Consider the following 13,086-nt stretch of genomic DNA (forward strand, 5'->3'; position numbering starts at 1 on the left):
CAGTAGTGGATCACGCCGTCGACCTCATAGGTCGGGTCGGCATGGGTCGTGGCGTGCGAGGTCTCGAAGCAGCCGCCCTGGTCGATGGCGACGTCGACGAGCACCGAGCCCTTCTTCATGCCGGAGAGCATTTCGCGGGTGACCAGCTTGGGTGCGGCGGCGCCCGGGATCAGCACGGCGCCAACGACGATGTCAGCCGAGAAGCACTCGTCTTCGAGCGCCTCGACGGTCGAGTAGCGGGTATGGACACGGCCGCCAAAAATGTCGTCGAGCTGGCGCAGGCGCGGGATCGAGCGGTCGATGATGGTGACGTCGGCGCCGAGGCCGGCAGCCATCTTGGCAGCGTGCAGGCCGACGACGCCGCCGCCGAGCACGGTGACCTTGCCTGGCAAAACGCCGGGAACGCCGCCGAGCAGCACGCCGCGGCCGCCATTGGCCTTCTGCAGCGCGGTCGCGCCGGCCTGGATCGACAGGCGGCCGGCGACTTCCGACATCGGTGCGAGCAGGGGAAGACCGCCACGGTCGTCGGTGACCGTCTCATAAGCGATCGCCGTGACGCCCGAAGCGAGCAGGCCCTTGGTCTGCTCCGGATCCGGGGCGAGGTGGAGGTAGGTGTAGAGGATCTGGCCGTCGCGCAGCTGCACCCATTCGTTGGGCTGCGGTTCCTTGACCTTGACGATCATGTCCGACTTGGCGAACACGTCGGCGGCCGTCTTGGCGATCGTGGCGCCGGCGGCGCGATAGGCGTTGTCGTCGGCGCCTATGCCGGCGCCGGCGCCGGCCTCGACAAGCACTTCGTGGCCGTGCGCGACATATTCGCGAACCGAGCCGGGCGTCAGACCGACACGGTATTCATGGTTCTTGATTTCCTTGGGGCAGCCGACGCGCATCTTCTTCTCCTGTCCGGCCCTTGAAAGGGCGCTCTCCCTGACATTTCCGGGCATGCCGCCAATCCCAAAACCGCCGCGCAGTTGGGCGACATGCATGAGACGCAGTGAAGCATGAATCGTTCCGTATGTGTTTGCGAATGCACTTGCGGCAGCGTCCGGTCTTCGATAATCGTTGCGCAAAATGCCGGATTATTCGCAGGAACCCCGAAAAATGCCGCTCGACAGGATTGATATCGCCATTCTGGAGACCTTGCAGAAGGATGGCCGGATCCCCAATGCAGCGCTTGCCGAAAAGGTTGGGCTGTCACAGTCGGCCTGCTCCAGGCGCCTGGACAATCTGGAGAAATCCGGAACCATCCGCGGCTATCACGCGCGGCTGTCGAATGCCGCGCTCGGCCATCAGATGACGGCGATCGTGCATATATCGTTGTCGGGGCAGTTCGAGAAGACGCTGTCCGATTTCGAAGCGGCGATCAAACGCTGCCCGAACGTGCTTTCCTGCCATCTGATGTCGGGCGAATACGACTATATCCTGCGTATAGCGGCCAAGGACCTTGCCGACTATGAGCGCATCCACAAGGAATGGCTGTCGGCGATGCCGCATGTGACGAAGATCAACTCATCCTTCGCCCTGCGCGAGATCGTCGACAGGACAGCGGTGGGGTTGAGGCCGGAAATGGCTTAGCTGAGGTCAGAGCGTTTCAGCGTTCCACCGGAACCCGAACCGCTCAATCTCTTTGCTTTGCGCAATTGCGGACGGAAACCGCTACACACTCTTCGTGGAACTGCCTTAGGCTCCGGTCGCCTCGGTTACCACCTTGGTCATCGGGATGTCGTGCCGCTGCGGATAGATGGTGGGAATGCGCTGCAATTCGTAGCCGACGCCGATCACCAGCGGCCTGAACGGCATGGCAGCGAGCGTACGATCGTAGAAACCGCCGCCATAGCCCAGCCGGTAGTTGCTGGGATCGATGCCGACCACAGGCGAGATCACGATATCGGGCAGGACAGGATCACCCTCGGCCGGGATCGGGATTTTCCAGACGCCTTTCTCCAGCCGGTCGCCCGGCGCGTAGGCGCGGAACACCAAAGGCTGGCCCTTCTCGATGACGACGGGCAGCGCGGTGCGGCCGCCGCGCGCATTGATCGACGCCATAAAGCCGCGCAGGTCCGGCTCGCCACGGAACGGCCAGTAGAGGCTGACCATAAGGCCGGCAACCTTGCCGACCAGCATATCGAGGCCCTCGGCAATCCGCTGTGACATTGCCGCGCGTGCATCTGCGGAAACCGCAAGCCGCGCGCCGATCAGCCGCTCACGCTCCGCCTTGCGCCAGCGCCGGACATCGGTCCAGTCCGACAGCGGCATCTGATAGGCCGGGTCGAGCTCATGCATGAAACAAGGCGGCGAAGCGTATTGGGCCGGGCCGTCGTCATCGCGTTTGTCAGACATGCTCCACTCCTATCGTTCTGCTCCACGCTATACCCGGGTTCCGGGCCCGACATGCGCGTACACGACACCCGGCGACGACTCCCGGGCAGTGACGGGCCAGCGGTGGCGTTGTTGCGGTGCACAAAAATGCTTACATCTAAGCAATCGGGTTGCTTTGGGCGAGGTGGCTGAAAATGGACGAAGCCAAGCATCATGTCGTGATCGTCGGCGCCGGGTTCGGCGGTCTCGAACTTACCCGCGCGCTGGCTGGCGCACCGGTGCGCATCACCATGATCGATAAGCGCAATCACCACCTGTTCCAGCCGCTGCTCTACCAGGTGGCGACCACCGCGCTGGCGACTTCCGAGATCGCCTGGCCGATCCGTCATCTGTTACGCAAGCGCAAGGATGTGACGACGCTTCTGGGTACGGTCATCGGTGTTGACCGCGCAGGCAAACGCGTGCTGCTCGATGACGGGAGCGCAGTCAGCTACGACACGCTGGTGCTCGCCACCGGCGCGCGCCACGCCTATTTCGGCCATGACGAATGGGAGCCATTCGCGCCCGGGCTGAAGACGCTGGAAGATGCCACCACCATCCGGCGCCGCATCCTGCTCGCCTTCGAGCAAGCCGAGCGCGAGACCGATCCCGCCAGGCGCCAGGCATTGCTGACGCTGGTCATCGTTGGCGGCGGACCGACCGGCGTGGAGCTTGCCGGTACCATTGCAGAGCTTGCGCAGGACACGCTGCGCGGCGAATTCCGCAATATCGACACGCGGCAGGCGCGCGTTGTGCTGATCGAAGCCGGTGACCTTGTGCTCGCCAATTTCGCACCGGAGCTCTCGGCCTATGCTCAAAAAGCGCTGGAGCGGCTTGGCGTGACGGTCGAGCTTGGCCGTGCCGTCACGCAGTTGGATGCCGAGGGCGTCGTCTTTGGCGATACCTACCTGCCGGCAAAGACGATTTTATGGGCAGCCGGCGTCGCCGCTTCGCCTGCGGCGGAATGGCTGGGAGCGCCCGCCGACCGGGCGGGCAGGGTGCTGGTCGAGCCCGATCTCACCGTGCCGGGCAGCCCCGACATATTCGTTATCGGCGATACGGCGCATCTGCTGCGACCGGACGGCAAGCCGGTACCGGGCGTGGCGCCGTCCGCCAAGCAGGAGGGCAGGCATGTTGCGGCGACGATCAAAGCGAGACTCGATGGCGACGCAACGCCACGCCCTTTCCGCTACAAGCATGCCGGCGACCTGGCGACGATCGGCAAACGCGCGGCCGCCATCGATTTCGGCTGGATCAAGCTCACCGGCTGGCTCGCATGGTGGCTCTGGGGGATAGCGCACATTTATTTCCTGATCGATTTTCGCAATCGGCTCGCGGTGTCGCTCAGTTGGCTGTGGATATATTTTACCGGGCAGCGCAGCGCGCGCCTGATCACTCAGGGTGACGACGACAAGAGCTGATTGCTTTTCATCGACGCGTCACCGTGTCGTGATCAACAGGCATCCAACAGACATGGACTCGAAATGCCTTCGACGGCATGTTCCGATTGGGGGGCAGGGCATGTCGCGTTGTCTTAGAGGAGGAAACAATGTCACTTTTGCCCGTCTCCCGCCGCGAATTCCTGGCCGGAGCCGCCGCCAGCGGAGCGCTGATCATGCTGCATCCGTTCTCCGCCCGTGCCGCAGCCAATCAGGCGCATCTGAGGATCATGGAGACGACCGACATCCATGTGAATTTGCTGCCCTATGATTATTACGCCGACAAAGCGAACGACACGATGGGCCTGTCGCGCACGGCCTCGCTGATCGACGGGGTGCGCAAGCAAGCCACCAATGCGATGCTGATCGACAATGGCGACCTGTTGCAGGGCAATCCGATGGGCGACTACATCGCCTATGAAAAGGGCATGAAGGACGGCGACCTGCATCCGATCATGAAGGGCATGAACCTGCTCGGCTATGAATGCTCGACGCTCGGCAACCACGAATTCAACTACGGCCTGTCCTTCATGGACAAGGTGTTGGCCGGCGCCAATTTCCCCTTCGTGTGCGCCAACCTGATCCGGGGCACGACGCTCGCCACGAACCCGCGCGATGACAAGCTCTACCTCAAGCCCTATGTCATCCTCGACAAGAAGATCAAGGACGGTTCCGGCGCCGACCAACCGATCAAGATCGGGGTGATCGGTTTCGTGCCGCCGCAGATCATGGTCTGGGACCTGAAAAACCTGGAAGGCAACGTCCAGACCCGCGACATTGTCCAGGCGGCCAAGGCCTGGGTACCGCAAATCCGCGAGGAGGGCGCCGACATCGTCATTGCGCTTTCGCATTCCGGCATCGATATCAAGCAGGGCGAAATGATGGAGAACGCCTCCTTCTTCGTCGCCGGCGTCGAAGGCATCGACGCGGTCTTCACCGGGCACCAGCATCTCGTCTTCCCCGGCAAGAAGGATTTCCAGGCGCTGGAAGGCGTCGACACCGAAAAAGGCACTCTGCAGGGCAAGCCGGCGGTGATGGGCGGCTTCTGGGGCTCGCATATGGGCCTGATCGACCTGCTTCTTGAGCGCGACGGCTCGAAATGGCGCGTCGTCTCGGCCATCTCCGAGGCGCGGCCGATCTATGAGCGCGTCGACAGCAAGAACAAGGCTACGGTCGGCGACGACAAGCGCATCATCGCGGCGCTCGAGCAGGATCACGAGGCGACGCTCGCCTATGTCCGCCGCCCCGTCGGCAAGACGTCCGCGCCGCTCTATTCCTATTTCGCTTTGGTCGCCGACGATCCATCGGTGCAGATCGTCAATCAGGCACAGAGCTGGTATCTCAAGGATATTCTGAAGAGCACAGAGTGGAAGGACGTGCCGCTCCTCTCTGCGGCGGCACCGTTCAAAGCAGGCGGCCGCAACGGCGCCGACTACTATACCGACGTCCCTGTCGGCGATATCGCCATCAAGAACGTCGCCGATCTCTATCTTTATCCGAACACCGTGCGCGCGGTCGAAATCACCGGCTCGCAAGTCAAGGAATGGCTGGAGATGTCGGCCGGCATCTTCAACAGGATCGAGCCCGGGAAGGCGGATCAGCCGCTGATCAACACCGATTTCCCCTCCTACAATTTCGACGTCATTGATGGCATCACCTACAAGATCGACCTGTCGCAGCCACCGAAATACGATACGAAGGGCGCCGTCGCCAATGCCGGCTCCAGCCGCATCGTCGATCTTAAATTCGGCGGCAAGGCGATTGATCCGGCAGCGAAATTCGTGGTTGCCACCAACAACTACCGCGCTGGCGGCGGCGGCAATTTCCCCGATATCAATGCTTCGAAGATCATCTATGAGGCGCCGGACACCAACCGCGACGTGATCGTGCGCTACGTCATCAGCGAGGGCACGATCAATCCGTCGGCGGACGACAACTGGTCGTTCGCGCCGCTGCCTGGAACCAGCGTTGTCTTCGAGACCGGACCCAGCGCCAAGGATTTCATCGGTCAGGTGAAGTCGCTGAAGATCGAGCCGGCGGGCGAGGGTGAGGCGGGGTTTGCCAAATACCGCATTGCGCTTTGATGTTGCGCGGCCGGGCCGGCCTGATTTGGCTAAGGCGAAGGGGTGGTCGCGGGCGTGGTGAGCGGCCCGGGGAAGGCCGGCTGGATCGACGTGCCGAGCGGATCGCTGGGCACGGTCAGCGGCGCCATTCCTCTCGGGTGGCGAATCTCCTGGTGGTCGATGTCGGCGTGTTGTTGACAAGGTCGCTGGCCCCCGGTGTCAGCGTCGGGGCAGTCAGCGCGCCCAGCGGGTCATTGGTGACCGTGGGCAAGAATACTTTTGCGTCAGCCGCACTTGCCGAGATCACGGCAAGCAGCAGCACGGCGACGGTTACGGTGCGGTTCAAGGAAGCCTCCTGTTGCGAACGACGCTCGGCGCTCGCCCGAGGATGCAGTGACGGCGCCGGACAGCAGGAAAAATGCCGGATGTCCGATCGCGGTTGCATCACGTTCGCATGAGACATTTGTGCTCGCACCGCAGCTCTCCAGGTAGGCCTGGCTGGGTCCCATGACGCCGGAAAGGTGCGTCGAAAAGCGGTGAATTGGAACGATTGCCGTGAAGGCGCTCTGGTTCGGTTTGAGGACATACGCTAGCTTTAGCCATGCGTTATGTGATCGTTATCGTCGCCATCACGTTCTTCCTGATCTGGGACGGCCTCTACAACCAGGGCCAATATCTCGACGCGACCGTCAGGGAGATGTCGCGCATCGTGCGTTACGTCACCGGCGCTGCCTGAGGCTCCGACGCTGCCGCTCGAACAGCGGGCGCGACATCGTTGCCGGTTGACGCGACGGCCTTGCTCCCACAAAACGCGTTCATCCGTCGATCAAGGAGGCTGGGTTTGATCCGGCACATCGTTTTCTTCAGCGTGCGACGCAAGGAGGATGTGGAGGCCGTCCGGTCAGGTCTTCAGGAACTGGGCAAGATTCCACATTCGAAACACTTCGAGGTGACGCTCAATACCAAGGTCGATCTGTTCTCAAACGCGATCGACGTGGTCGTCTATGCCGAATTCGAGGACGAGGCAGCGCTCGCAGCATACAGGGCGCATCCGATCTATGCGGAGACGACCGGCAGGGTTAAACCGTTGCGTGAGCTGCGTTATTCGGCCGACGTCGTGGCCGCCGCCTGAGCCACGCCGTCCGCTCGCCTTCGACGCCAGGCCTTGAACCGATTTCCGCAATGGTGCACACCGCGCCGGCATGACGAAAACTTCGCCCCATCCGCTCGACCATCTCGTTCTGCCCACGCAGAGCCTCGACATTGCAAGGCAGCGCCTCTCGTCGCTCGGCTTCTTCGTCGCGCCGACCGGCGTCCATCCTTTCGGGACTGAGAACGCTTGTGTTTTCTTCGCCGACGGCACCTTTCTGGAACCGCTGGCCGTCGGCGATGACAAAACGGCCGATCGGGCGATGGGCGAGGGCAACGTCTTCGTCGCGCGCGACCGCCTTTACCGCAGCAGGCTTGGCGACGAGGGCTTCTCCGCGGTCGTCTTCGGGACCGCCGATGCAGATGCCGACCACGCGCGCTATGTCGAAGCGGGGCTGTCGGCAGGCAACATGTTGAGCTTTTCGCGCGCCTTCACCGACACCACGGGCAAAAGCGACACGGCATCGTTCAAACTGGCATTCGCGGCCGATAGAAAAGCACCGGACGCATTCCTGTTCGCCTGCCAGCGCATCAACGCGCCGCAGATCGACCGCACCGCACTGCAGGCACATGCCAATGGCGTGACCGGCATCGTCGAGATCGTGGCGGTGAGCGACGAGCCTTCGAGCCAGAGGGGACTGATATCGATCGCTGCCGGCCAGGGCGCGAGCGACGGCGACAGGACTGACCTGCCAAACGCGACCCTGGCCGTTCTGACGCCCGACGCTTTTGTCGCACGGTTCGGTGCTTCGGCAGGGCAGCCTTCGGACCTGCGTTTTGCGGCCGTCATCTTTGCGATACACAGCGTCGCCGCAGCCACCCAGCTACTTGCGGCCAACGCCATAGAGCACGACATGAGCGGCGACGATGTCGTCGTGCCGTCGGCACCCGGTCAGGGCGCAGCCTTCATCTTTCGGGAGATCCCATGAGCGAGCCCCTTGCGCCCAATGCCGCGGTAAGCGTCGGCAAGGTCGTTTTCGCCAACAATGCGCCCCTGTCGCTGATCGCAGGCCCCTGTCAACTCGAGTCGCGCCAGCATGCCTTCGACATGGCCGGCGCGCTGAAGGAACTGACCACCAGGCTCGGCATCGGGCTGGTGTACAAGACGAGCTACGACAAGGCCAACCGCACCTCGCTCGGCGGCGCGCGCGGTGCCGGGCTCGAGGCGGCGATGCCGATCTTCGACGCTCTGCGCAAGGAGTTCGGACTGCCGGTGCTGACCGACGTTCACACCGAGGAGCAATGCGCATTGGTCGCGCCGCATGTCGATGTGCTGCAGATACCGGCCTTTCTCAGCCGGCAGACGGATCTGCTGATTGCGGCGGCGCGCACCGGCAAGGTGGTGAACGTCAAGAAGGGTCAGTTCCTGGCGCCATGGGACATGAAGAATGTCGTCGCCAAGGTCACCGGTTCCGGCAACGCCAACGTGCTGGTCACCGAGCGCGGCGCCTCCTTCGGCTACAACACACTGGTGTCGGACATGCGAGCGCTGCCGATCATGGCCGAGATCGGCGCGCCGGTGATCTTCGACGCCACCCATTCCGTGCAGCAGCCGGGCGGGCAGGGCGGCTCGACCGGTGGCGAACGACGCTTCGTCGAGACCCTCGCGCGCGCCGCCGTGGCGATCGGCGTTGCCGGCGTGTTCATCGAAACCCACCAGGATCCGGACAACGCCCCCTCCGACGGCCCCAACATGGTGCCCTTGAAGAATCTTCCCGCATTGCTGGAAAGGCTGATGGCGTTCGATCGGATCGCCAAGAGGCCGTAGCAGGGCAGCCGAAAATCTGGAACCTTCGCCCGCTCCCCTCATTGTCCACAACGGACAAGCAAATGAGAGGAGCACAACAATGACCACTCCGTCTGGCCACACCGAAGCCATTGCCGCCTCGCGCGTCATCGGCACCTCGGTCTACAACACCGCCGGCGACAGCATCGGCAGCATCGAGGACGTGATGCTCGACAAGATGTCGAACGGGATCATGTTCGCGGTCATCGGCTTCGGCGGCTTCCTCGGCATGGGCGAGAAGTATCACGCCATTCCGTGGGCAAGCCTCGACTATGATGAAAACATGGGCGGCTACGTCGTGCCTTTCACGAAGGAACAGCTCAAGGCGGCACCGGCCTACTCGATCGAGGAATTGACCGGCGCCGACGGTGAAGCGGCCCGCGACGCATCCTTCGAATACTATCACGTGAAGCCTTACTGGCACTGATCGGCCTGAGCGGCTGCCTCCAGAATCGAGAAGGCCCCCGGTATCCGGGGGCCTTCGAGCGTCGAGGAACCTATTCAGCGGTCCGAAGGGTGGATAGCTCCGTGGAGTTCTGCTGAGGCTTCTGAGTGTCACAGGACGTCAGGAACGCCGCCGCGATCAGGAACAAACTCACGATACCGCTCAACTGGGACATGGCGAAACTCCTCGTGTTTCGCCCCGCGCAAACAGGACCATAAATCAGAAGGGCGAGTCGCGCGCATGACTAATGATGACAAAGATTTGCGCTTCGTGAATCTTGTCGCCGGCAATTATTGCGGACCGCCCAATTGCCTTTTGCCGGGCTTTGGCTAAGAGGGGCGCGACGCTTCAATCGATCAATCGGGGACATCGCAATGACCGCCATCATCGACATTGTCGGGCGTGAAATCCTGGACAGCCGTGGAAATCCGACCGTCGAGGTCGACGTGGTGCTGGAAGACGGCTCGATGGGCCGCGCCGCCGTTCCGTCGGGCGCCTCGACCGGCGCGCATGAGGCGGTCGAGCTACGCGACGGCGGGCCGCGCTATCTCGGCAAGGGAGTCCAGGGCGCCGTCGAGGCCGTGAACGGCGAGTTGTTCGAGGCGATCGGCGGCATGGAAGCCGAGAACCAGATCCATATCGACCAGACGATGATCGAGCTCGACGGCACTCCGAACAAGAGCCGGCTCGGCGCCAACGCCATCCTCGGCGTGTCGCTGGCGGTGGCCAAGGCCGCCGCCGAGGCCGCCGGGCTGCCGCTCTACCGCTATGTCGGCGGCGCCAAGGCGCACATCCTGCCGGTGCCGATGATGAACATCATCAATGGCGGCGCTCATGCCGACAACCCGATCGACTTTCAGGAATTCATGATCCTGCCGGTCGGCGCGCCGACGCTGCGCGACGGCGTGCGTTGGGGCTCTGAAATCTTCCATACGCTGAGGAAGAAGCTGAAGGATGCCGGCCACAACACCAATGTCGGCGACGAGGGCGGTTTCGCCCCCAACCTGAAGAGCGCGCCGTCGGCCCTCGATTTCATCATGGAATCGATCGAGAAGGCCGGCTTCAAGCCGGGCGAGGACGTGGCGCTCGGCCTCGACTGCGCGGCGACCGAGTTCTTCAAGGACGGCAACTACGTCTATGAGGGCGAGAAGAAGACCCGCGATCCGAAGGCGCAGGCCAAATACCTCGCCAAGCTCGCTTCCGATTATCCGATCGTCACCATCGAGGACGGCCTTGCCGAGGACGATTGGGAGGGCTGGAAATACCTGACCGATCTGATCGGCAAGAAGACCCAATTGGTCGGCGACGATCTGTTTGTCACCAACACGGCGCGACTGCGCGACGGTATCCGCATGGGCGTCGCCAACTCGATCCTGGTCAAGGTCAACCAGATCGGCTCGCTCACCGAAACGCTCGACGCGGTCGAGACCGCGCACAAGGCCGGCTACACCGCCGTCATGTCGCACCGCTCGGGCGAGACCGAGGATTCGACCATTGCCGACCTCGCAGTCGCCACCAACTGCGGGCAGATCAAGACCGGCTCGCTGTCGCGCTCAGACCGCATGGCCAAGTACAACCAGCTCATCCGGATCGAGGAAGAGCTCGGCCGGCAGGCGCGCTACGCCGGCAAGTCGGTGGTCAAGGGCTGATCCGGACAAACTGTCTTGGTTGTTGAAAGAGGCGGAGAGGCGGGTTTCCCCGCCTCTTTTTGTTTCGGCAAGTCTCAGTCCAGCCAACCGTAACCGTCCATTAAGCACAATCGGGCGAAAAAAGACTCGAACAGCCGCTTGCGCTCGCGGCCGAAAGGGTTCGGGTCATGTGGACACGTCAGCACAAGCAGAGAAACACCGGCAAGCTGATCGTTCCGTCGCTCTGCGTGCTGTTTCTCGCCTATTTCGGCTTCCATGCCTATCACGGTGAGTTCGGCATCTACTCCAAATATCGGCTGCAGGCCCAGGCGGCCGAACTCCAGACTCAGCTCGACGCGGTCAAGGCGCGCCGGATCGACTTCGAACGTCGTGTCCAGCTCATGCATGAAGGCACGCTGGAAAAGGACATGCTTGACGAGCAGGCCCGAAAGGCGCTCAATCTGTCCCATCCGGACGAAATCACCATCATGCTGCCGGCTTCGGCAAAATAACCGAATTTCGGTTAATCAAACTTATTTGCAATGATTCTAATCGCTTAGGATGCATGTCAGCCATGCATTTTTCAGCATGGCGCATTGCATTCTTGCGTGTTAGCCTCGCTCAAATCGGTGGGGAGACGGGTCGCTCTCCCTTGAATGTCCGCGAAGAGACGCCAACAGGGAGTGATGTATGGCCACCGCCGCCAGAAAAGCGCCTGCCAAGTCCAAATCCAGATCCGACGGCAAATCGTCGGCCCTTTCCACCCCCAAGCCAGCCGACTTCACCAAAGAAGAAGAGCTCTCCGCCTACCGGCACATGCTGCTCATTCGCCGCTTCGAGGAGAAGGCGGGCCAGCTTTACGGCATGGGCTTTATCGGCGGCTTCTGCCACCTCTATATCGGCCAGGAGGCCGTCGTTACCGGCATGAAGATGGCGCTGATCGAGGGCGACCAGATGATCACCGCCTATCGCGACCATGGCCACATGCTGGCGATGGATCTGTCGCCGCGCGGCGTGATGGCCGAGCTCACCGGGCGCCGTGGCGGCCTGTCGAAAGGCAAGGGCGGCTCCATGCACATGTTCTCCAAGGAGAAGCATTTCTATGGCGGCCACGGCATCGTCGGCGCGCAGGTGTCGCTGGGCACAGGCCTGGCCTTCGCCAACCGCTACCGCGACAACAAGAATGTCTCGCTGACCTATTTCGGCGACGGCGCCGCCAACCAGGGCCAGGTCTATGAAAGCTTCAACATGGCCTCGCTGTGGAAGCTGCCGGTAATCTACATCATCGAGAACAATCGCTACGCCATGGGCACATCGGTGTCGCGCTCATCCGCCGAGACCGACTTCTCCAACCGCGGCGCTTCCTTCAAGATTCCCGGCATCCAGGTCGACGGCATGGACGTTCGCGCGGTCAAGGCAGCCGGCGACGTCGCCGCCGAATGGTGCCGCGGCGGCAACGGCCCGCTGATCCTCGAGATGCAGACCTATCGCTATCGCGGGCATTCGATGTCCGACCCGGCGAAGTATCGCTCCAAGGAAGAAGTGCAGAAGATGCGCTCGGAGCACGACCCGATCGAACAGGTCAAGGCGCGCCTGATAGATAAGAAGTGGGCGAGCGAAGACGATCTCAAGGCCGTCGACAAGGAGGTCCGCGACATCGTCGCCGACGCCGCCGAATTTGCCCAGCACGACGCCGAGCCGGATCCGTCCGAGCTCTGGACCGACATCGTACTCTAAGGAGGGCACGGACATGCCGATCGAAATTCTCATGCCCGCTCTCTCGCCGACGATGGAAGAGGGCAATCTTTCCAAGTGGTTGAAGAACGAAGGCGACAAGGTCGTCGCCGGCGACGTCATCGCCGAGATCGAGACCGACAAGGCGACGATGGAAGTCGAAGCCGTCGATGAAGGCACGCTCGCCAAGATCGTTGTTCCGGCCGGCACCGAAGGCGTCAAGGTCAACGCGTTGATCGCCGTGCTTGCGGTCGACGGTGAAGACGTCGACAAGGCCGGCGAAGGCATCGGCGAAGAAGAGCCCAAGGCTGAAGCGGCCGCGCCGGCACCGGCGCCCGCCGCGGCCAAAAGCGAGGCGGCTGCGCCTGTCGCCGCCGCGCCGAAGGCGGAAGTCGCGGCCGATCCGGACATCCCTGCCGGCACCGAAATGGTCTCGACCACGGTGCGCGAGGCGCTGCGTGACGCGATGGCCGAGGAAATGCGC

General features: G+C 62.6%; 15 protein-coding genes. 12 read left to right on the forward strand and 3 right to left on the reverse strand.

Going from position 1 to position 13,086, the window contains the following annotated elements:
- Positions 1-890, reverse strand: an 890-nt coding sequence (gene ald, locus EOA32_RS22920) for an alanine dehydrogenase (protein WP_128372962.1), incomplete at its 3' end; no start/stop codon positions are given.
- A 211-nt stretch (positions 891-1,101) separates the two neighbouring features.
- Here ald and EOA32_RS22925 point away from each other — a divergent pair.
- Complete coding sequence (locus EOA32_RS22925) at positions 1,102-1,575, forward strand: Lrp/AsnC family transcriptional regulator (RefSeq protein ID WP_059188527.1); 474 nt, start codon at positions 1,102-1,104, stop codon at positions 1,573-1,575.
- Positions 1,576-1,680: 105 nt separating this feature from the next.
- Here the strand turns inward: EOA32_RS22925 and EOA32_RS22930 are convergent, their stop codons facing one another.
- On the reverse strand, positions 1,681-2,340 hold the full coding sequence (locus tag EOA32_RS22930) for a 5-formyltetrahydrofolate cyclo-ligase (protein ID WP_128372963.1): 660 nt from the start codon (positions 2,338-2,340) through the stop codon (positions 1,681-1,683).
- A 173-nt stretch (positions 2,341-2,513) separates the two neighbouring features.
- On the opposite strand from EOA32_RS22930, the gene EOA32_RS22935 reads away from it, so the two are divergent.
- A complete protein-coding gene (locus EOA32_RS22935; protein ID WP_095827658.1) occupies positions 2,514-3,779 on the forward strand; it encodes an NAD(P)/FAD-dependent oxidoreductase in 1,266 nt (421 codons plus the stop codon).
- A 128-nt stretch (positions 3,780-3,907) separates the two neighbouring features.
- Positions 3,908-5,881 carry a bifunctional 2',3'-cyclic-nucleotide 2'-phosphodiesterase/3'-nucleotidase gene (locus EOA32_RS22940; protein ID WP_128372964.1) on the forward strand — a complete coding sequence of 658 codons (1,974 nt, stop codon included), beginning with the start codon at positions 3,908-3,910 and terminating at the stop codon, positions 5,879-5,881.
- 115 nt (positions 5,882-5,996) lie between these two features.
- On the opposite strand, the gene EOA32_RS22945 is transcribed toward EOA32_RS22940, so the two are convergent.
- Positions 5,997-6,206 carry a hypothetical protein gene (locus tag EOA32_RS22945; RefSeq protein WP_128372965.1) on the reverse strand — a complete coding sequence of 70 codons (210 nt, stop codon included), beginning with the start codon at positions 6,204-6,206 and terminating at the stop codon, positions 5,997-5,999.
- Positions 6,207-6,461: 255 nt separating this feature from the next.
- On the opposite strand from EOA32_RS22945, the gene EOA32_RS40625 reads away from it, so the two are divergent.
- The 9 genes from EOA32_RS40625 to EOA32_RS22985 all read left to right on the forward strand — a co-directional run.
- Positions 6,462-6,596, forward strand: a complete 135-nt coding sequence (locus EOA32_RS40625; RefSeq protein ID WP_259979787.1) for a hypothetical protein — start codon at positions 6,462-6,464, stop codon at positions 6,594-6,596.
- Positions 6,597-6,701: 105 nt separating this feature from the next.
- Positions 6,702-6,992 (forward strand): Dabb family protein, encoded by a 291-nt coding sequence (locus EOA32_RS22950; RefSeq protein ID WP_066989660.1) that lies wholly within the window; start codon positions 6,702-6,704, stop codon positions 6,990-6,992.
- Positions 6,993-7,062: 70 nt separating this feature from the next.
- Positions 7,063-7,938 carry a VOC family protein gene (locus tag EOA32_RS22955; RefSeq protein WP_095777643.1) on the forward strand — a complete coding sequence of 292 codons (876 nt, stop codon included), beginning with the start codon at positions 7,063-7,065 and terminating at the stop codon, positions 7,936-7,938.
- Positions 7,935-8,777: a 3-deoxy-8-phosphooctulonate synthase gene (gene kdsA / locus EOA32_RS22960; RefSeq protein ID WP_128372966.1), complete on the forward strand. Its 843-nt coding sequence runs from the start codon at positions 7,935-7,937 to the stop codon at positions 8,775-8,777. Before EOA32_RS22955 ends, kdsA begins: the two co-directional genes overlap by 4 nt.
- Positions 8,778-8,856: 79 nt before the next feature.
- On the forward strand, positions 8,857-9,222 hold the full coding sequence (locus tag EOA32_RS22965) for a PRC-barrel domain-containing protein (protein ID WP_066989666.1): 366 nt from the start codon (positions 8,857-8,859) through the stop codon (positions 9,220-9,222).
- Between the two features lie 392 nt (positions 9,223-9,614).
- The gene (gene eno / locus EOA32_RS22970) at positions 9,615-10,889 is read left to right on the forward strand and encodes a phosphopyruvate hydratase (RefSeq protein WP_066989668.1); all 1,275 of its coding nucleotides are present in this window, start codon (positions 9,615-9,617) and stop codon (positions 10,887-10,889) included.
- A gap of 167 nt (positions 10,890-11,056) precedes the next feature.
- Complete coding sequence (locus EOA32_RS22975) at positions 11,057-11,380, forward strand: septum formation initiator family protein (protein ID WP_066989670.1); 324 nt, start codon at positions 11,057-11,059, stop codon at positions 11,378-11,380.
- Positions 11,381-11,558: 178 nt separating this feature from the next.
- Positions 11,559-12,605, forward strand: coding sequence for a pyruvate dehydrogenase (acetyl-transferring) E1 component subunit alpha (gene pdhA / locus EOA32_RS22980; protein ID WP_066989672.1), 1,047 nt, complete (start codon positions 11,559-11,561; stop codon positions 12,603-12,605).
- 13 nt (positions 12,606-12,618) lie between these two features.
- Positions 12,619-13,086: biotin/lipoyl-containing protein (locus tag EOA32_RS22985; RefSeq protein ID WP_348632211.1), on the forward strand; the 468-nt coding region annotated here is incomplete at its 3' end.

Origin of the sequence: Mesorhizobium sp. M1A.F.Ca.ET.072.01.1.1 (genome assembly GCF_004023325.1) — a bacterium.
Lineage (GTDB): Bacteria > Pseudomonadota > Alphaproteobacteria > Rhizobiales > Rhizobiaceae > Mesorhizobium.